Source organism: Enterococcus sp. E5-162 (assembly GCF_035725965.1).
Classification (GTDB): domain Bacteria; phylum Bacillota; class Bacilli; order Lactobacillales; family Enterococcaceae; genus Enterococcus_B; species Enterococcus_B lactis.
Window position 1 is genome coordinate 48,270 of the sequence record NZ_JAPRFV010000005.1, and the last position, 18,253, is coordinate 66,522.

The following is an 18,253-nucleotide window of genomic DNA, read 5'->3' on the forward strand; positions in this document are numbered from 1 at the left end:
TACATCAGATGAAAAGGAGGTATGTGGTTTGGAAGAAAATAAAACCCTAGTAGAAGTAACCACGGACAAGATCCTTAGATATTTAAAGGAAAAGCAGTTGCAAGTAGGAGATAAGTTGCCGAATGAATATGAGTTGTCCGATTATTTAGAGGTGGGACGCAGCACGGTGCGAGAAGCTGTCCGAGCGCTTGCTTCTAGGAATATTCTTGAAGTTCGGCAAGGGGCGGGGACATTCGTCAGTGATAAGCGAGGGATTGCTAATGATCCGCTCGGTTTTTCTTTGATTGAAGATCAGGATCGGATGATACGAGACTTGTTTGAGCTGAGATATTTATTGGAGCCAAAGATGGCAGGGTTAGCGGCGGAATATGCAACGAAAAATCAAATCAGCCGAATGAAAAGCTTAACGCAAAAGATTGAAACGTCTTTTCGAGAAGGTACACAAGATTATGTTCAATTAGACATCGATTTTCATACGACGATTGCAGAAGCTAGCGGAAACGTAGCGTTACTGCATATCATTCCGATCATTAATGAATCGATTGCTTTATTTAATAAAAATTATGATATCCAGCATTTGAAAATCGAGACGATCGATATCCATACAGAAATCGTTCAGGCTATCGAGAGGCGGAATGTACTTGCGGCATTTGATGCGATGACTGTCCATATGGCAATAAATCGGAGAGAATTACAGAAAATAATTGGGAAGAAAGAAACTAATTGACAGTTCATCTGATGTATTTTATGATAAATACATCAGATGAATTTTTGTTTTATATTTGGTAAAACGGACAAGCAAATAGTTTTTATTCACCGAAATGTAAGCGCTGACTAACAGACAAAAAGAGATGGCGGCAAGGAGAAGAAGTAGGAATGAGGGGATCTGGAATGAGTTTTATGGATAAATTAGCCAATGTTTTAGGGAATGTGGCAACGAGAATCAATAATTTAAGGTATATCATGGTGATAAAAAACGCATTTGCTGCATTGATTCCGGTAATTATTACGGGTGCTTTTGGCACGTTGTTTTCAGCAATGGTCTTTGATTCGGAAAATGGGTTAGCACAGATAAGTTTTTTGCGTTTTTTAGAAGAATTAAAACCTATCGCATCTGCCATCAGCTATGTCACACTAAGTTTCTTGACCATCTATGCTGTTTTTCTGATAGGGATCGAATTAGCAAAGCTGAATAAAGTGGATGGTGTATTCCCTGGTATCATCGCAGTGATGTCTTATTTATCTGTTAATCCAACTGTTTATGAATTAGTGAATGAAAATCAGACTGTTATAGTAGAAAACGTATTGGCTAAACAATATACAGATACGAAAGGGTTATTTTTGGGAATGTTGGTCTCCATCCTTTCCATTGAACTTTATTGCTGGTTGAGGAAACAGAAGAAACTACAGCTGAGAATGCCTGATACCGTGCCAACGAATGTTTCTGCCAGTTTTTCTGCGTTATTTCCCACGATTCTGACAGTATCAGGTATCGCGGCTGTGGGATTTATCATCAAAGAACTTACAGGGATGTACCTTTATGATATCATTTACAATATCGTACAACGCCCATTAGAAGGTGTCGTTCAAGGGCTACCTGGTATCTTGTTACTGATGTTTATTGCACAAGTCTTTTGGGTGATTGGTATCCATGGGAATCAAATGGTGAAGCCAATTCGAGAACCGTTGCTTTTAGCGGCAATTGCTGTAAATACGGAAGCTTTTGAAGCTGGAAAAGAAGTACCAAACATTATCACTATGCCATTTTGGGATATGTATATGAGTATGGGCGGGTCTGGGGTCACGATAGGTCTACTGATAGCAGTATTGCTAGTGGGAAAACGAGAAGATATGAAACAAATCACCAAGTTATCTCTTGCTCCTGGGATCTTCAATATCAATGAACCAGTTATTTTTGGTATGCCGATCATGCTGAATCCTATTTTAGCTATCCCGTTTATCTTAACGCCGCTTGTTACAGGAACGATCGGTTATTTTGCAACCGCTTTAGGATTTGCGGCAAAAGCAGTTGTAATGGTTCCTTGGCCGATGCCGCCGATTGTCAATGCTTATCTGGCCACAGCAGGAAATATCGGTGCAGTTATTACGCAACTTGTTTGTATTGTTGTTTCTATTTTGATTTATCTGCCATTCGTAAAAGTAGCAAATCGTGTGGAAAATGATGGGATCTAAAAAAACAGGAGGAAATCATGAAAATTACTATTCCAGAAAATTTTATTCTTGGTGCAGCATCTTCTGCTTGGCAAACGGAAGGTTGGAAAGGAAAAAAAGAAGGACAGGATTCGTTTATAGATAGCTGGTATAAAAATGAACATTTTGTTTGGCATGATGGGTATGGTCCAGCCGTAGCAACTAATTTTATGGAGCAGTACCAACAGGATATAGATTTGATGAAATCCATCCATCTGACACATTATCGGACTTCTATCAATTGGGCTCGTTTTTTCACTGATTACGAGAATTGTATAGTAGATGAAGAATATGCTCAGCATATAAGTGAAATGATCGACTCTTTGATCGAAGCAGACGTAGAACCGATGATTTGTTTAGAACACTACGAAGTCCCTGCTTTTCTTTTGGAAAAATATGATGGTTGGTCTTCAAGAAAAGTGGTTGATTTTTATGCTAAGTACGCAAAGATTGCTTTTGATCGTTACGGTGACAGGGTAAAAAACTGGTTTACATTCAACGAACCAATCGTTCCCCAAACGCGTTGCTATTTGGATGCTGTTCGCTGGCCGCATGAACAAAACACAAAAAAATGGATGATGTGGAATTATCACAAAGTTTTAGCAACGGCTAAAGCTGTAGAAATTTACCATAGTGGCAATTATGGCGGAAGGATTGGCTGTATTTTAAATCCTGAGATGGTCTATGCTCGTTCCAGTTCTCCAGAAGATCAAAAAGCTGCTTATATGTATGATCTGTTTTATAATCGAGTATTTTTTGATCCGATGGTAAAAGGATACTACACAGAAGAGTTCCTGGAGTTGTGTCGAAAACAATCGATTTATTTTGATCCTGCAACAGAGGATTTAGAAACGATCCAACATCATACAGTAGATTTCCTTGGAATCAATCAATATTACCCTAAACGCGTTCGTGCTCCTCGTTATCAATGGAATGAAGAGACACCGTTTCATCCAGAACGATATTATGAAGTCTTTGATTTACCTGGAAAGAAAATGAACAATTCCAGAGGGTGGGAGATCTATCCAAAAATCATGTATGATATAGCTATGTATCTAAAAGAAAATTATCGTAATATTCCTTGGCTGATAACAGAAAACGGTATGGGAAGAGAACATGAAGAACAGTATATGGATGAGAAAGGGATCGTGCAAGATGACTATCGTATCGAATTTATCGGACAGCATTTGCGTTATTTGATCAAAGCAGCAGAAGAAGGTGCCAATTGCGAAGGTTATATGCTATGGGCATTCACTGACTGTGTTTCACCAATGAATGCATTTAAGAATCGATATGGATTAGTTCGAATCGAATTGAACGATGAACGAAGCAGAACACTGAAAAAGTCTGCTTCATGGTATCAGTCTCTGATTGATAAGAGAGAATTAAGCTTACCTGATGAAGCCTATAAATAACTAGAATTTTTTCGAAGATATTGATTCTATTTGCTGGTTATTTGAAATAAAAGAGGTTGTGAAAGAAGCATTTTAACCTCTTATTCAAAAAAGTTGTGACAAAAGATTTGTCATAACTTTTTTTGTGCACGTTAAAAGAAATAAACACAATAAAAAAGAATTTGTGTGTTTAGTGTGCGCTTTCTTTTTTAGTGTGTATGCAACTTGGTATAGACCATAAACGTGATAATATCAACTTTTTAAAGCGCTTTTAAAGTTGGCACACTACTTGCTTTATATACAAGTGTAAGAATAGAAAGGAACGTGTTTAAAATGGAAAAGAGAACAATCATGCTTGTATGTTCAGCTGGAATGAGTACAAGCCTCCTAGTCACAAAAATGCAAAAGGCAGCAGAAGCAAAAGGAATGGAAGCAGATATCTTTGCTGTCTCTGCCTCAGATGCAGATAATCAACTAGAATCTAAAAATGTAGACGTTTTACTTTTAGGTCCGCAAGTACGTTTTATGCAAAATCAATTTGCTGAAAAGCTAGCACCTAAAGGCATTCCTTTAGATGTAATCAATATGGCTGACTATGGCATGATGAATGGTGAAAAAGTACTTGACCAAGCAGAAAAACTAATAAACAAATAATAAAAATATCGGAGGAAACAAGAAATGGAAGATCAAAAAAATCTAGAAGCCATCATGGGTCTGATTATGTTTGGCGGAAATGCAAAAAGCGATGCAATGGAAGCGATTGCTGCGGCGAAAAAAGGAGATTTTACTTTAGCAGAGGAAAAAATCAAAGATGCAGAGGAATCTTTAGTCCAAGCACATCACTCTCAAACAGAGATGCTGACGCAAGAAGCACAAGGAAACCACGTTGAAGTAACACTTTTGACAGTTCACAGTCAAGATCACCTGATGACATCTATTGCTTTTACAGATTTAGCAAAAGAGATCATTGATCTGTATCGTCGGTTGGACGCGTAATCCACAGTAAAGAAAAGAGGGAAGATTTATGGATAAATTTGTTGCATTTATGGAGAAACATTTTATACCTGTCGCATCAAAAATTGGTGCACAACGGCATTTAGTTGCGATTCGAGATTCATTTATGGTGAGTATGCCGTTAATGATTTTAGGAGCATTAGCAGTAATGATCAATAACTTACCGATTCCCGGTTTCCAAGAATTGATGAATTCAATTTTTGGCGGTGAATCATGGAAAGGATTCGGAGCTGCAGCTTGGAACGGCACATTTGCCATTCTTTCTGTCTTGATTGCTTTCTTACTTGCGTATCATTTAGCTAACGGCTACCGAAAAGACGGTGTTTCCGCAGGTGTGATTTCTTTAGGCTCTTTCTTTGCTTTAGGCGGAGCATTAGGTATGAGCTCAAACGGTTTGTTTATTGCTATTATTGTTGGGATTATTTCAACAGAAATCTTTGTACGTTTAAGCGGAAATGAAAAATTGATTATCAAAATGCCTGATGGTGTGCCACCAGCAGTTGCGAAAGCATTTGCTTCATTACTGCCAGCAATGATCACTATCTCTGCCTTTGCTTTAGTTGCTGCAATTTTTGCTGCATTTGGGGTTGATGATATCGTGGGTTCATTCTATACAGTGGTCCAAGAACCATTTATGGGACTTGCGAACTCTTATCCATCTGCATTATTGCTTGCATTTATCACCCCATTCTTATGGTTCTTTGGTTTACACGGGGCGAATATGGTCGATCCTTTGATGCAAACGATCAATGCGCCAGCAATCGAAGCAAATGTCAATGCGATCGCAGCTGGACATAGCGCGCCATTTATCGTGAACAAACCTTTCTTCGACAGCTTTGTCAATTTAGGAGGAACAGGTGCAACATTAGGTTTACTGTTAGCTATTTATTTAGTAGGACGTAAAAACAAACCATATATGGTTGTAACAAACTTGTCGATTGCGCCAGGTGTTTTCAATATCAATGAACCAACGATGTTTGGTTTACCAATCGTATTGAATCCAATTATGTTCATTCCATTTATTTTGACACCAATGGTTTTAGTTAGTGTTGCGTACTTTGCGACTTCTACAGGTTTAGTGCCAGCAGCTACCGTTATGCCACCATGGGTAACGCCACCAATTATTGGCGGTGTATTGGCAACGAAGAGTATTGCAGGTGGTGTACTGGCCGCTGTCAATCTGATCCTTTCTATTTTGATCTATCTGCCGTTCGTCAAGGTAGCTACGATCCAAGAAAGAAGAAAAGAAGCTTTGGATGCTTAATGAATAAAGAAAGCAGAACCGGTTATCTGGTTCTGCTTTTTTTATGAAAACAAGTAATTTAAAACTTAGGATCGAATAATGAATGAGAAAATCGAGGTATATTTGTCTTGGAATTTGTGTATAAATAAAAAATCCCATTCATTCAAAAAAATCGAGCGATTGAAAAGCTATTTGAAATACAAGGTGCTATAATAGACCAAATATGAATGGGAGAGAGTACAAATGGAGAGAAGAACAGTCATAAAATTGCGGGATCGACCGACGTTGATAAAAGAAACAGCCGAATGGTTTGCTTCAAAATGGCATCTGCCAGTTGCTGTTTATGAAGAAAGTATCCAAGCAAGCACGAGAAAAAATGCATCGGTTCCGCAATGGTATGTGGTGTTGGATGAGTGGGGAGAGATTATTGCAGGTGCAGGTGTTGTTGACAATGATTTTCATGATCGAGTAGATTTGACTCCAAATGTCTGTGCGCTGTTTGTTGAAAAAGACTACCGAAACCAACGGATTGCCAAAATGATTTTAGAAACGATCAAGCAAGACTTTGCAGAAATGGGCGTAAAGATGCTTTATCTTGTGACGGACCATACGGATTTTTATGAAAAATACAATTGGCAATTTATCGGGATGGCTCAGGATAATGAAGGAATTCCTGTGCGAGTGTACCAAATGCCGCTGTAAGAGTAGGTACATGAAACAGCATATAGAGAAGGAAACCGAAAAATTGTTCTATACTTAGAAATTTTTTCGAATCGCAGTATGCGAAATATGCACAACACAAGAATAACAAAAAAGCATGGAGAAGGCTAAACGGCCTTCCCATGCTTTTTCCTTGTTCTTTTCTCGTCGTAAATAAAAATGTTCCTAACGATTCTGAGAATAGGACGAATCGTCAAGAAAATAGCACCAGCCAAATAAAAATAGGTGCCATATCGATCGGGGATTTTAGTTAAGGAAGCAAGGCTTCCAAAAATATAGAAAATCCCGGTTAATAAATCGACAGCTAGTGAGATCAATGTGTAACGGTTTTGGAAATAGAAGCGGAAGCGACGCCCTCGTATTTCGATATCTTCTTCTTTTCCTATTTCAATCTCATGGGTATTTCGTTTGATTTTGGGCATAAAGAAAATCACCTGTATTTTTTACTGATTTCAAGGTTTCAAAACAACTTTTATATTTTTATCTTCTTTTTTGTCAAAGATCTCATATGCTTGTGCTGCTTCTTCTAGTGGTAGCGAATGAGTAATGATCTGTGTAGGATCAAATAGTCCTTCTGCAATCATTTCGTAGATTTTCGGCATCAGATGGATAATGGGTGCCTGTCCATGTTTGACCGCAATATCTCGCATGAAAAACTCTTGAAGCGGGTAAGAAGAAGCTGGCGTCATATACACACCAGTTACTTGGACGGTTCCGAATTTTTTGACAGCTTGCGAAGCCATCTGTAAAGGCGAAATCGTGCCACTTTGTAGGCTCACCAAATTTTTTGCTTTTTCTTTTACAGGCTCTAACCCGTCCATTCCTACACAATCGATGATGACATCGGCACCACCTTTAGCCAACTCATATAATTCCGTTCCAGCTTGTGCTGTGTCTTCTAAGAAATAAGTTTCCACGCCGTTGTAATTAGCCGCTTTATCTAAACGATGTTGTACTGGATCCACTGCAATCACGCGCTCTGCTCCAGCCATTACAGCGAATTTTTGAGCAAATAGACCGACTGGACCAGATCCTAGAATCACAACTGTATCGCCTTTTTTTACGCCTGCATTTTCAACGCTCCAATAAGCTGTAGGCAAAATATCTGATAGAAACAAAACTTTTTCATCAGGAAGATTATTATCTGGAACGACAAACGAAGTAGAGTCTGCATAAGGTACTCTTAGGTATTCTGCTTGCCCACCCCAATGATTGCCATTCAACTTGCCAAATCCGAAAAGCCCACCATATAACTGATCTGGATTTGATTCATCACATTGGCTTTCCATGTGATTCAGGCAGAAATGACAATGACCACAACTGATATTAAAAGGGATAACCACTCGTTGCCCTTTTTTCAATGTTTGAACTTGTGATCCTACTTCTTCAACGATTCCCATAGGTTCGTGACCTACAACATACCCTTTTTCCAAAACTGCTTCACCATGATGGTAAAGATGCAGATCGGATCCGCAAATGGCGGTTGCTGTGATACGGATGATTGCGTCTGTTGGTTCTAATATTCTTGGATCATCTACGTTTCTGATTTCCATTTTTTGTTTTCCTTGCCAAGTGACTGCTTTCATTGGAGATGCTCCTTTCAGATTCACAAAATTGTCTGCATTATTGGTACTACAGATAGTTTCATTCTAAAGGAGTTCTTATCTTTTTGATAATGAAACGCTTTTTTCTCAAAATAAAAATCCTCAAAAAAGCAAGAGTTCCAAATTTTTTTTTTATTAGAAAAAGAAGGTGTGTGCCTTCATTGTATCCTTACGTACAGTAAAGTATAGTTGAACTATTGAATCATTTTAACTATTTAAACAATAACCAATCATCATTCGTTTCAGTGAAAAAACAAATACGAGGAGGCGTAATGAAACAAATTCAAAATAAATGGAATAAACGGATCATTGTTATGATTAGTTCTGTCTGCCTGTTTTGCCTGACTGTTATGCTTTGTTTAATAAGCACCTTGGCAAATCAACATTTTATGTTAGAGCAAAACATGCAATCGGACTATGCGAAAAAAGTAGCTGCTGAGATCAATCAAGAGATCCAAAGCTATCATTATGAGATTGGAGCTCCGGCTGAAGCATTGGAAAAGATTGTTTCTGAAGAACTAGTACAAAAAAATATCGAGCTTTTCATCCGCAACAGATATGAAAAAGAACCAGTAGAACTGATCGGAGAAAAGGAAGTAGAAGAAAAGCTCCAAGAGATAATCAATACATACAAACAAGAAGAAGCAGAGGATGATCCATTTGCTAGTGAAGAAAACAATTTACTCATCTATATGACTTCTGGGATTTTTCGACGAGGAATACAATCAATTTATTTGATGTCGTTCATCGATCAGATATTGACGATACGAGAGCGAATGGTTTCTTTTCTTCCAGTGATTAGTAGTATCTTACTTGTATTGCTGAGCGGAGTGTTTTATTTATACAGAATGTCTTGGAAAAAAGTTCTTTGGTCATTTGCAGTGGTGATTGGAGGAGCAGGCTTCCAATTATTAAGTCTGTCAGTCAGTCTCTATTTGTACGATATGACCAGTCAGTTAGATATTCGAACCCAAGCACTGCAACATTTGTTAGACACATATATTTTGTCATTCATCCAATTTTTTAGTGTAGTGGCAATCGTTGAAGTAGTGATAGCAGCTGGATTATGGTGGATTGGCAAGAGAGTGAATACTGAAAAAATGGTTTTTTCAAAAAGAAACGAATATAAATAACAAGAGGTTGTGACATGAAATCTGTCACAACCTCTTGTTATGAATAAACGGTGTTCCCCTACCAACTCCTCGGTCACAAGTCACAATATTCATAAAACATAGGAAGCTATTTTTTGAAATTGTTCCTTGTGACTCGGAGCTGAACGGTAGGCTCACAACCTCTTGGTAAACGGTGTTCAAAAGCCAGTTTCTCGGTATTAAGCCAAATTTATGCAAAAATGTAGAAAGCCATTTCCCCAAAATTTTTCTTAATACTCGAAACTAAACGACTTTTTCACAACCTCTTGGTAAACGGTGTTCAATCAGCTGACCCTCGGTATTAGCTCAAAAAATGGCAAAATATGAGGAACTATTTTGCCATTTGTTTCTCTAATACTCAGGTCAGAACGCTGATTTTACAACCTCTTCCTTAAACGGTGTTCAAAAGCTTGCATTTGCGGTAATAAGCCTAACCAAACGAAAAATATGAGAAGCTATTTTTGCTTGGCTGTTCTTATTACTTGATGCAAGGCAGCTTTTTCACAACCTCCTGATTATTCAAACATTTTTTTTGCGGCACGAGCTAGAGTAGGGATGTCTTTGTCGTAACGCGGTGTTTTGACAAGACGGGACATAGGGATGCCCGCAAAATGGAAAGCAGCGATTTCTCCAGAACGTACAGCACTTTGTTCAGTAAAGATCATCTGATAAGGCTGCTCAACAAATTCTCCTGTAAAGGCCAGATTGGTTGAATGTTTAGGAATGACTTTTGGTCGATCACTTTTTGCACGGTTATTAAATAATGCGGAAGCATAAGGCATATAGACAGGGATATTATTTATTACGCTGTCGAAAATCTCTGTTTCTTTTTCACGAATATTCACTGGTCCAGGATCTACTTTTGAAAGTTGTCCAATCAGTTCTTCCAACATTTCTTTTCCGTTCATCTTAATATACTGTTTATCCACAAATTCGCCACGTCGTCTTGGATAAAGGAAATAACCCCAAATAACTGTTTCATTTGGTTTTTGAGACGTAAAATGCGGTTGATGATGCACGACGATAGACATATTGACATCTTTTTGGCCTAACGACGTGATCGGTGTGGTTGAAATAAATGAATTCAAGGCATTTCCTGGTTCTTGAGTCGTGATACGGGTGATTTCATTCAACAACAAATGGTTTTTCGTCGTCAGGGTAAAGCTGACCCATTCGCTCGCATCTCGATCCGCGAAAAATTTATCGGGATTTCCTAAGTTATAGAAACGTTCGCTGGCTTTTTTCCAGAGACTAGAAGCTGCACCATAATCCATATTTTCTACAGCTGGTGTTTCGTAATCTCCCAAAGTAGCTGAATCTGTAATGGAACCATTCGTGAAAATGACCGCTGTATCTTCATCTACCGTGACATGTTCCTCTTCCTGAGTCAATGTATTGGTCATTTTCAAACCAGTCACAGTGATTTCATCTTGCATCGGTGTTTCTTTGAATTCCCAGTCAGTGACACGGCGGTTCAAAATGATTTTGCATCCTTGTTCTTTCAAGTACTCGATCAAAGGAAGCATGATACTTTCGTACTGATTGTAACGTGTTCGATTGACGCCCACTAAATGTTCGATTTGAGTGAATTCATAAATCATTTGATGCATATAGCGACGCAATTCTTGAGCAGAACTACGTGTTCTGAAAGCAAATGTTGTTTCCCACATAAACCAGAAGTTTGTTTCAAAAAAGTGTGGATCATCTTTGAAATATTCTTCGATAGTGATATTGTCTAGTTTTTCTTCTTCTGAATCAGGCATGGCAATCAGTTTAGTCAGAAGAATACGGTCCTTGTTGTTGAAGCCCAGTTTTCCGCCGTCAATGATCCCTTTACCACCTTCCATCAAACGTGCTTTGTCAAAGGTACGGTGTTTTGCATCAAAATCTCTTGTATCTTCTTCAGCAGTCATTCCTGGCTCAGTAACAGAAGGTATTCGACTTAATAGATCCATCAAATCTACATAGGTACGGTAATTAAGCATACGACCGCCTCGAGCAATATAGCCTTTTTGGTTTTCTAATGGATGATTTTTATTCCAATATTCATCCACTACAGTGTCGGTCGGTGCACCATCATTTGAACCGTGATCATCCAATGAATAAAAGGTAATCTGATCCCCTTTCCATTTGCCTTCTTGAATCAAATAAACAGCCGCTGCCATATTGGCAATACCGGCACCAATCATTATTGCTTTACTTTTTCTCATTGTGATTCCTCCAATGTCTTCCAAGTATGTCCGTAGTGATTCAACGAAATAGGATGCTAGATGGATTCAAATTCATCATATAAATGACTGTCATCTTCGAATAGCCCTGTTTTTTTTCCTAGATATGCAGCGCCAAGGGCAAGCAAACCTAAACCGATGCCGACTTTGATTAATTTTTTACTCATGAAAAACGCCTCCTTGTTTTCTCTTTCTATATCCAAGGATAGTTCGTTTTTATGAGAATGCCAAATGATAGGGTGAGAAGAAAAAGGAAATTTTGACAAAAAAGAAGAAGTGTCTGAATGCCGTGTAAGAAAACAAGAAAATGGAAGAAGGAAAAAAGTAGAAAAAGACGTACAAAAAATAACAATAAATATTTTTGATGAATGATAAAACAACGTACAAAAAGTCTGAATAGCAGAAAAAAGTGAATCATATTAAAAAAATTATATGATATAATTTTAGTGAAAATGGTTTCCTGTCTGGCAAGAAGATGAAGGGATGATTTTGAAAAGCAAAGCACAAAAAAAGCGCCGAGAACAGCGCTGCTTTAAAAAAGCTGATGACGGACAAAGCCTTATTTTAACTTGCTATATTGATTTGAATGCTACCAATATATTTATTATAGCAAAAATCACAGCTTTTACAATAGGTGTTTTCGTTTTTTCAATTATGATGAGCTGTTGGATGAAAGGATGATTTAGCGCATGAAGAAAGAGTATACGATCGGATTAGATATCGGGACCAATTCCGTCGGGTGGTCCGTATTGACAGATGACTATCGACTGGTTTCCAAAAAGATGAAAGTAGCAGGAAATACAGAAAAGAGTAGCACGAAGAAAAACTTTTGGGGTGTTCGACTTTTTGACGAAGGCCAGACTGCCGAAGCAAGAAGAAGCAAGCGGACCGCGCGCAGGAGGTTAGCGAGACGCAGACAACGAATCCTTGAACTGCAAAAAATATTCGCACCAGAGATCTTAAAAATAGACGAACACTTTTTTGCTCGACTGAATGAAAGTTTTTTAGTCCTAGATGAAAAGAAACAGTCGAGACATCCGGTCTTTGCTACGATCAAGCAAGAAAAAAGCTACCATCAGACTTACCCGACGATCTATCATTTGAGACAAGCGCTAGCTGACTCTTCAGAGAAAGCGGACATCCGTCTCGTTTATTTAGCGATGGCTCATCTCTTGAAATATCGGGGACATTTTTTGATTGAGGGTGAATTAAATACGGAGAATTCCTCAGTGACAGAGACTTTTCGTCAATTTCTGAGCACATATAACCAGCAATTCAGCGAAGCAGACGACAAACAAACAGAAAAATTAGACGAAGCGGTCGATTGTTCTTTCGTTTTTACAGAAAAGATGTCGAAAACAAAAAAAGCAGAAACGCTCCTGAAATATTTTCCTCATGAAAAATCCAATGGTTATCTCAGTCAATTTATAAAATTAATGGTAGGGAATCAGGGGAATTTCAAAAATGTATTTGGATTAGAAGAAGAAGCAAAACTGCAATTTTCAAAAGAAACATATGAAGAAGACCTTGAAGAATTGTTAGAGAAAATCGGAGATGATTACATCGATCTTTTTGTCCAAGCGAAAAATGTTTATGATGCTGTCTTGTTATCTGAGATTCTTTCTGACAGCACGAAAAATACACGAGCGAAGCTTTCAGCAGGGATGATCAGACGCTATGACGCACATAAAGAAGACTTGGTCCTTCTGAAACGATTTGTGAAAGAGAATCTGCCGAAGAAATATCGCGCCTTTTTTGGGGATAATTCAGTCAACGGATATGCAGGGTATATCGAAGGGCATGCGACACAAGAAGATTTCTATAAATTTGTCAAAAAAGAACTGACAGGTATCCGAGGCAGCGAGGTGTTCCTGACAAAGATCGAACAAGAGAATTTTTTGAGAAAACAGCGCACATTTGATAACGGTGTGATCCCGCATCAGATCCATTTGACCGAGCTGAGAGCAATTATTGCAAACCAGAAAAAGCATTATCCTTTTTTAAAAGAAGAACAAGAAAAGCTGGAAAGTTTATTGACCTTCAAGATACCGTATTATGTTGGTCCGTTAGCAAAAAAACAGGAAAATAGTCCATTTGCGTGGCTTATCAGAAAATCAGAGGAAAAGATCAAACCTTGGAACTTACCTGAAATAGTGGATATGGAGGGCTCTGCTGTCCGGTTTATCGAACGAATGATCAACACAGATATGTACATGCCACACAACAAGGTATTGCCAAAAAACAGCCTGTTGTATCAGAAATTTTCGATCTATAATGAGTTGACTAAAGTAAGATATCAAGACGAACGTGGTCAGATGAACTATTTTTCCAGCATAGAGAAGAAAGAAATCTTTCATGAATTGTTCGAAAAGAATCGAAAGGTAACCAAAAAAGATTTACAAGAATTCTTGTATTTGAAATACGATATCAAACACGCAGAACTGTCCGGCATCGAAAAAGCATTCAACGCTTCCTATACAACGTACCACGATTTTTTGACCATGAGTGAAAATAAAAGAGAAATGAAACAATGGCTGGAAGATCCTGAATTGGCATCAATGTTTGAAGAAATCATCAAAACGCTGACTGTTTTTGAGGATCGGGAAATGATTAAAACAAGGCTGAGTCATCATGAAGCGACTTTAGGTAAACACATAATCAAGAAACTTACAAAAAAACATTACACTGGTTGGGGTAGATTATCGAAAGAACTGATTCAAGGAATCCGAGACAAACAATCGAACAAAACAATCTTAGACTATTTGATCAATGATGACGATTTTCCTCATCATCGAAATCGTAACTTCATGCAGCTGATCAATGATGATAGTTTATCGTTCAAAAAAGAAATCAAAAAAGCACAAATGATCACAGACACAGAAAATCTGGAAGAAATTGTCAAAGAATTAACAGGCAGTCCGGCTATCAAAAAAGGTATCCTCCAAAGTTTGAAGATTGTAGATGAAATCGTTGGCATCATGGGCTATGAACCAGCAAACATCGTGGTCGAGATGGCCAGAGAAAATCAAACGACGGGCAGAGGACTCAAAAGTTCACGGCCGCGGTTGAAAGCTTTGGAAGAATCACTTAAAGATTTCGGCAGTCAATTGCTGAAAGAGTATCCGACCGATAACAGCTCCCTGCAAAAAGACCGATTATATCTCTATTATTTGCAGAATGGTCGAGACATGTATACAGGTGCGCCTTTAGATATCCATCGATTATCAGATTACGATATCGACCATATTATCCCAAGAAGTTTTACGACCGATAACTCAATCGATAACAAAGTTTTAGTTTCCTCAAAAGAAAATCGTCTGAAAAAAGACGATGTACCAAGTGAGAAAGTCGTGAAAAAAATGCGCAGTTTCTGGTACGACCTTTATTCGTCTAAGCTGATCAGTAAAAGAAAACTTGATAATCTGACAAAAATCAAATTGACGGAAGAAGACAAGGCAGGATTCATCAAACGGCAGTTGGTGGAAACGCGTCAGATTACCAAACACGTAGCCGGTATTTTACATCATCGGTTCAATAAAGCAGAAGACACAAATGAACCGATACGTAAAGTTCGGATCATCACGCTCAAATCTGCACTAGTCAGTCAATTCAGAAACCGTTTCGGGATCTATAAAGTACGTGAGATTAATGAATATCATCACGCACATGATGCATATCTGAACGGTGTGGTCGCTCTTGCTCTTTTGAAGAAATATCCGCAACTAGCACCGGAATTCGTTTATGGCGAATATCTGAAGTTCAATGCGCATAAAGCAAACAAAGCGACGGTAAAAAAAGAATTTTATTCGAACATCATGAAATTTTTCGAAAGTGACACACCGGTTTGCGATGAAAATGGCGAGATTTTCTGGGACAAATCAAAAAGTATCGCACAGGTAAAAAAAGTCATCAATCACCACCATATGAATATCGTGAAAAAAACAGAAATTCAAAAAGGAGGCTTCTCAAAGGAAACAGTTGAGCCTAAAAAAGATTCTTCTAAGCTGTTACCTCGGAAAAACAACTGGGATCCAGCTAAATACGGCGGGTTAGGTAGCCCAAACGTTGCTTACACAGTCGCTTTCACTTATGAAAAAGGAAAAGCGCGCAAACGGACAAATGCGCTAGAAGGCATCACAATCATGGAGAGAGAAGCATTTGAACAATCCCCCGTTTTATTTTTGAAAAACAAAGGGTACGAACAGGCAGAAATTGAGATGAAATTGCCTAAGTACGCGCTATTTGAACTAGAAAACGGGCGTAAACGAATGGTCGCAAGCAATAAGGAAGCACAAAAAGCCAATTCATTTCTCTTGCCGGAGCATCTGGTCACACTTCTTTATCATGCAAAACAGTACGATGAGATTTCTCATAAAGAAAGTTTTGATTATGTGAATGAACACCACAAGGAGTTTTCAGAAGTGTTTGCCCGTGTCCTCGAATTTGCAGGGAAATATACCTTGGCAGAGAAAAATATTGAGAAACTGGAAAAAATTTACAAAGAAAACCAAACGGATGATCTAGCTAAACTAGCAAGTTCTTTTGTCAATCTCATGCAGTTCAATGCGATGGGCGCACCGGCTGATTTCAAATTTTTTGATGTGACGATTCCGCGAAAAAGGTACACTAGCTTGACTGAGATCTGGCAGTCAACGATTATTCATCAATCAATCACCGGATTATATGAAACTCGTATCAGGATGGGGAAATAAATGGGATGGCGCACAGTAGTGGTCAACACACATTCAAAATTAGCATACGTAAATAATCATTTGATTTTCAAAAATGCTGAAAAAACCGAACGTCTCCATCTGTCAGAAATTGATGTGCTGTTATTGGAAACCACAGATATCACTATCACAACGATGCTCTTGAAACGATTAGTCGATGAGAAAATACTCGTGTTGTTTTGTGATGACAAGCGACTTCCTGTTGCTAAGCTGTTGCCGTTCTACAGTAGACATGACAGCAGTTTGCAGTTAACGCGACAATTGGCGTGGTCTCCTGAAAAAAAGGGGCAGGTATGGACAGCAATTATTTCCCAGAAAATCCAGAACCAAAGCAATTTCTTGCAAAAGCAATCATTTACTGAAAAAGCAGAATCAATACAAGAATTGCACGAAGGTTTACTTGAATTTGACCCAACGAATCGCGAAGGCCATGCTGCAAGAATCTATTTTCAAACATTGTTCGGCACGAAGTTTACTCGTGAAGAAAACAATGAGATCAATGCAGGATTAGATTACGGATATACACTGTTGTTGAGCATGTTTGCCCGAGAAATCGTCAAAAATGGTTGCATGACACAATTTGGATTGAAACATGCGAATCAATTCAATGATTTTAATTTGGCTAGTGATTTCATGGAACCATTCCGACCGGTCATAGACGAGATTGTTTATCGCTACCGCAACTGCGAATTTCCTGTGATCAAGCGGCGTTTGTTTGATTTATTTACCAATAAATACAGTTATGGAAAAAAAGAAATGTTTCTTACCAACATCGTATCGGATTATACGAGTAAAGTAATCAAAGTATTGAATAACGAGACGGAAGGAGTCCCTCAATTTCGGATATGAGTTATCGTTATATGAGAATGATTTTAATGTTTGATATGCCTACTGAAACAGCCGATGAACGAAAAGCATACAGGAAATTCAGAAAATTTTTATTGAGCGAAGGATTCATCATGCATCAGTTTTCCGTGTACAGTAAATTGTTGCTGAATCCTACAGCTAGCCAAGCGATGCTGAAACGATTAAAAAGCAATAACCCTAAAAAAGGATTTGTCACACTACTCACGGTAACGGAAAAACAATTCGCGCGTATGGTTTATTTGAGCGGGGAAAGAGATACAAGTGTGGCTAATTCGGATAAGCGAGTCATTTATCTAGGGGAGGACGAAGATGCTGAATCTTAATTTTCCATTATTGGAACAGCCTCTGTCACTGGAAAAAGCTACATTTTTAATCGTAGAAGATGTCACTGTGTTTGCAAAAATCGTGAAATGGTTCTATCAGTACAGTGAATCCCATGAACTAAAGCTGTTCAACGATAAATACAAAGAATTAAAAGAGTCAGATTTACTGATTATCACAGATGTTTTAGGTTTTGACATCAATTCGGCATCGACTTTAAAATTGATCTACGCAGATTTGGAGCGCCAGCTCAATGAAAAAGTAGAAGTGAAATCAATGATTGATAAACTGACAGCGACAATCAGTGAGCTGATCGGGTACGAGTTGTTGGATCACGAACTCGATTTAGAAGGAGACGAGATCACGGTCTTGGAATTATTCAAAGCATTGGGTATCAAGATCGAGACAAGAAGTGATACTATTTTTGAGAAATTACTTGAGTTGCTTCAGGTTTATAAATACTTGTCTAAGAAAAAATTATTGGTTTTGATCAATGTGTGTTCCTATCTCACGGAAGAAGAAATAAGCGAAGTGCAAAATTATATTTCGTTATATCATATGGAAGTGCTATTTGTAGAGCCGCGTTCGATCAAAGGGATAAAACAATTTGTCTTGGATAAAGACTATTTCTTGAACTTGGAAAACATGGTATAATGGTAAAAAAGAGAAGCGTTCAAAGCTGAAGTTTTGCTATGAACGAGTAGCGTGATTATGAAACATTGACGGAAAAATTTTTTCTGCGAGGTTTTAGAGCTATGCTGATTTGAATG

17 protein-coding genes are annotated in these 18,253 nt (G+C 38.2%); 13 read left to right on the forward strand and 4 right to left on the reverse strand.

The features are described 5' to 3' along the window. Positions 1 to 28 precede the first annotated feature (28 nt). The 7 genes from OZZ83_RS06540 (at position 29) to OZZ83_RS06570 (ending at position 6,564) form a co-directional block, all read left to right on the forward strand. Positions 29 to 727 (forward strand): FadR/GntR family transcriptional regulator, encoded by a 699-nt coding sequence (locus OZZ83_RS06540; protein ID WP_278023663.1) that lies wholly within the window; start codon positions 29 to 31, stop codon positions 725 to 727. A 149-nt stretch (positions 728 to 876) separates the two neighbouring features. Continuing rightward, positions 877 to 2,193 carry a PTS sugar transporter subunit IIC gene (locus tag OZZ83_RS06545; RefSeq protein WP_278023665.1) on the forward strand — a complete coding sequence of 439 codons (1,317 nt, stop codon included), beginning with the start codon at positions 877 to 879 and terminating at the stop codon, positions 2,191 to 2,193. Positions 2,194 to 2,210: 17 nt separating this feature from the next. Beyond that, positions 2,211 to 3,626, forward strand: a complete 1,416-nt coding sequence (locus OZZ83_RS06550; protein ID WP_002310630.1) for a glycoside hydrolase family 1 protein — start codon at positions 2,211 to 2,213, stop codon at positions 3,624 to 3,626. Between the two features lie 312 nt (positions 3,627 to 3,938). Then, on the forward strand, positions 3,939 to 4,259 hold the full coding sequence (locus OZZ83_RS06555; protein WP_002292494.1) for a PTS sugar transporter subunit IIB: 321 nt from the start codon (positions 3,939 to 3,941) through the stop codon (positions 4,257 to 4,259). Positions 4,260 to 4,283: 24 nt separating this feature from the next. After that, on the forward strand, positions 4,284 to 4,601 hold the full coding sequence (locus tag OZZ83_RS06560) for a PTS lactose/cellobiose transporter subunit IIA (protein ID WP_002310632.1): 318 nt from the start codon (positions 4,284 to 4,286) through the stop codon (positions 4,599 to 4,601). Between the two features lie 28 nt (positions 4,602 to 4,629). Next, complete coding sequence (locus OZZ83_RS06565) at positions 4,630 to 5,883, forward strand: PTS sugar transporter subunit IIC (RefSeq protein ID WP_002310633.1); 1,254 nt, start codon at positions 4,630 to 4,632, stop codon at positions 5,881 to 5,883. Positions 5,884 to 6,105: 222 nt separating this feature from the next. After that, positions 6,106 to 6,564: a GNAT family N-acetyltransferase gene (locus tag OZZ83_RS06570; protein ID WP_002310634.1), complete on the forward strand. Its 459-nt coding sequence runs from the start codon at positions 6,106 to 6,108 to the stop codon at positions 6,562 to 6,564. A 125-nt stretch (positions 6,565 to 6,689) separates the two neighbouring features. On the opposite strand, the gene OZZ83_RS06575 is transcribed toward OZZ83_RS06570, so the two are convergent. Both OZZ83_RS06575 and OZZ83_RS06580 read right to left on the reverse strand, forming a co-directional pair. Beyond that, the gene (locus OZZ83_RS06575; protein WP_002316627.1) at positions 6,690 to 7,004 is read right to left on the reverse strand and encodes a YrhK family protein; all 315 of its coding nucleotides are present in this window, start codon (positions 7,002 to 7,004) and stop codon (positions 6,690 to 6,692) included. A gap of 30 nt (positions 7,005 to 7,034) precedes the next feature. Continuing rightward, on the reverse strand, positions 7,035 to 8,168 hold the full coding sequence (locus OZZ83_RS06580) for an alcohol dehydrogenase catalytic domain-containing protein (protein ID WP_002292500.1): 1,134 nt from the start codon (positions 8,166 to 8,168) through the stop codon (positions 7,035 to 7,037). A gap of 290 nt (positions 8,169 to 8,458) precedes the next feature. On the opposite strand from OZZ83_RS06580, the gene OZZ83_RS06585 reads away from it, so the two are divergent. Continuing rightward, positions 8,459 to 9,319: a hypothetical protein gene (locus OZZ83_RS06585; RefSeq protein ID WP_002320718.1), complete on the forward strand. Its 861-nt coding sequence runs from the start codon at positions 8,459 to 8,461 to the stop codon at positions 9,317 to 9,319. Between the two features lie 533 nt (positions 9,320 to 9,852). Here the strand turns inward: OZZ83_RS06585 and OZZ83_RS06590 are convergent. Both OZZ83_RS06590 and OZZ83_RS06595 read right to left on the reverse strand, forming a co-directional pair. Then, complete coding sequence (locus tag OZZ83_RS06590; protein ID WP_002310641.1) at positions 9,853 to 11,547, reverse strand: oleate hydratase; 1,695 nt, start codon at positions 11,545 to 11,547, stop codon at positions 9,853 to 9,855. A gap of 56 nt (positions 11,548 to 11,603) precedes the next feature. Continuing rightward, positions 11,604 to 11,732 (reverse strand): hypothetical protein, encoded by a 129-nt coding sequence (locus OZZ83_RS06595; protein ID WP_002287569.1) that lies wholly within the window; start codon positions 11,730 to 11,732, stop codon positions 11,604 to 11,606. A 316-nt stretch (positions 11,733 to 12,048) separates the two neighbouring features. On the opposite strand from OZZ83_RS06595, the gene OZZ83_RS06600 reads away from it, so the two are divergent. The 5 genes from OZZ83_RS06600 to csn2 are packed head-to-tail and all read left to right on the forward strand — an operon-like array spanning position 12,049 to position 18,137. Next, positions 12,049 to 12,246: a hypothetical protein gene (locus OZZ83_RS06600; RefSeq protein WP_002310643.1), complete on the forward strand. Its 198-nt coding sequence runs from the start codon at positions 12,049 to 12,051 to the stop codon at positions 12,244 to 12,246. Positions 12,247 to 12,254: 8 nt separating this feature from the next. Next, positions 12,255 to 16,277: a type II CRISPR RNA-guided endonuclease Cas9 gene (cas9, locus tag OZZ83_RS06605; RefSeq protein ID WP_002335161.1), complete on the forward strand. Its 4,023-nt coding sequence runs from the start codon at positions 12,255 to 12,257 to the stop codon at positions 16,275 to 16,277. After that, complete coding sequence (cas1, locus tag OZZ83_RS06610) at positions 16,278 to 17,144, forward strand: type II CRISPR-associated endonuclease Cas1 (protein WP_002348338.1); 867 nt, start codon at positions 16,278 to 16,280, stop codon at positions 17,142 to 17,144. It begins immediately after the preceding gene. Next, the gene (gene cas2 / locus OZZ83_RS06615) at positions 17,141 to 17,485 is read left to right on the forward strand and encodes a CRISPR-associated endonuclease Cas2 (RefSeq protein ID WP_002310648.1); all 345 of its coding nucleotides are present in this window, start codon (positions 17,141 to 17,143) and stop codon (positions 17,483 to 17,485) included. Before cas1 ends, cas2 begins: the two co-directional genes overlap by 4 nt. Next, positions 17,475 to 18,137: a type II-A CRISPR-associated protein Csn2 gene (csn2, locus tag OZZ83_RS06620; protein WP_025478102.1), complete on the forward strand. Its 663-nt coding sequence runs from the start codon at positions 17,475 to 17,477 to the stop codon at positions 18,135 to 18,137. Before cas2 ends, csn2 begins: the two co-directional genes overlap by 11 nt. Positions 18,138 to 18,253: the final 116 nt, after the last annotated feature.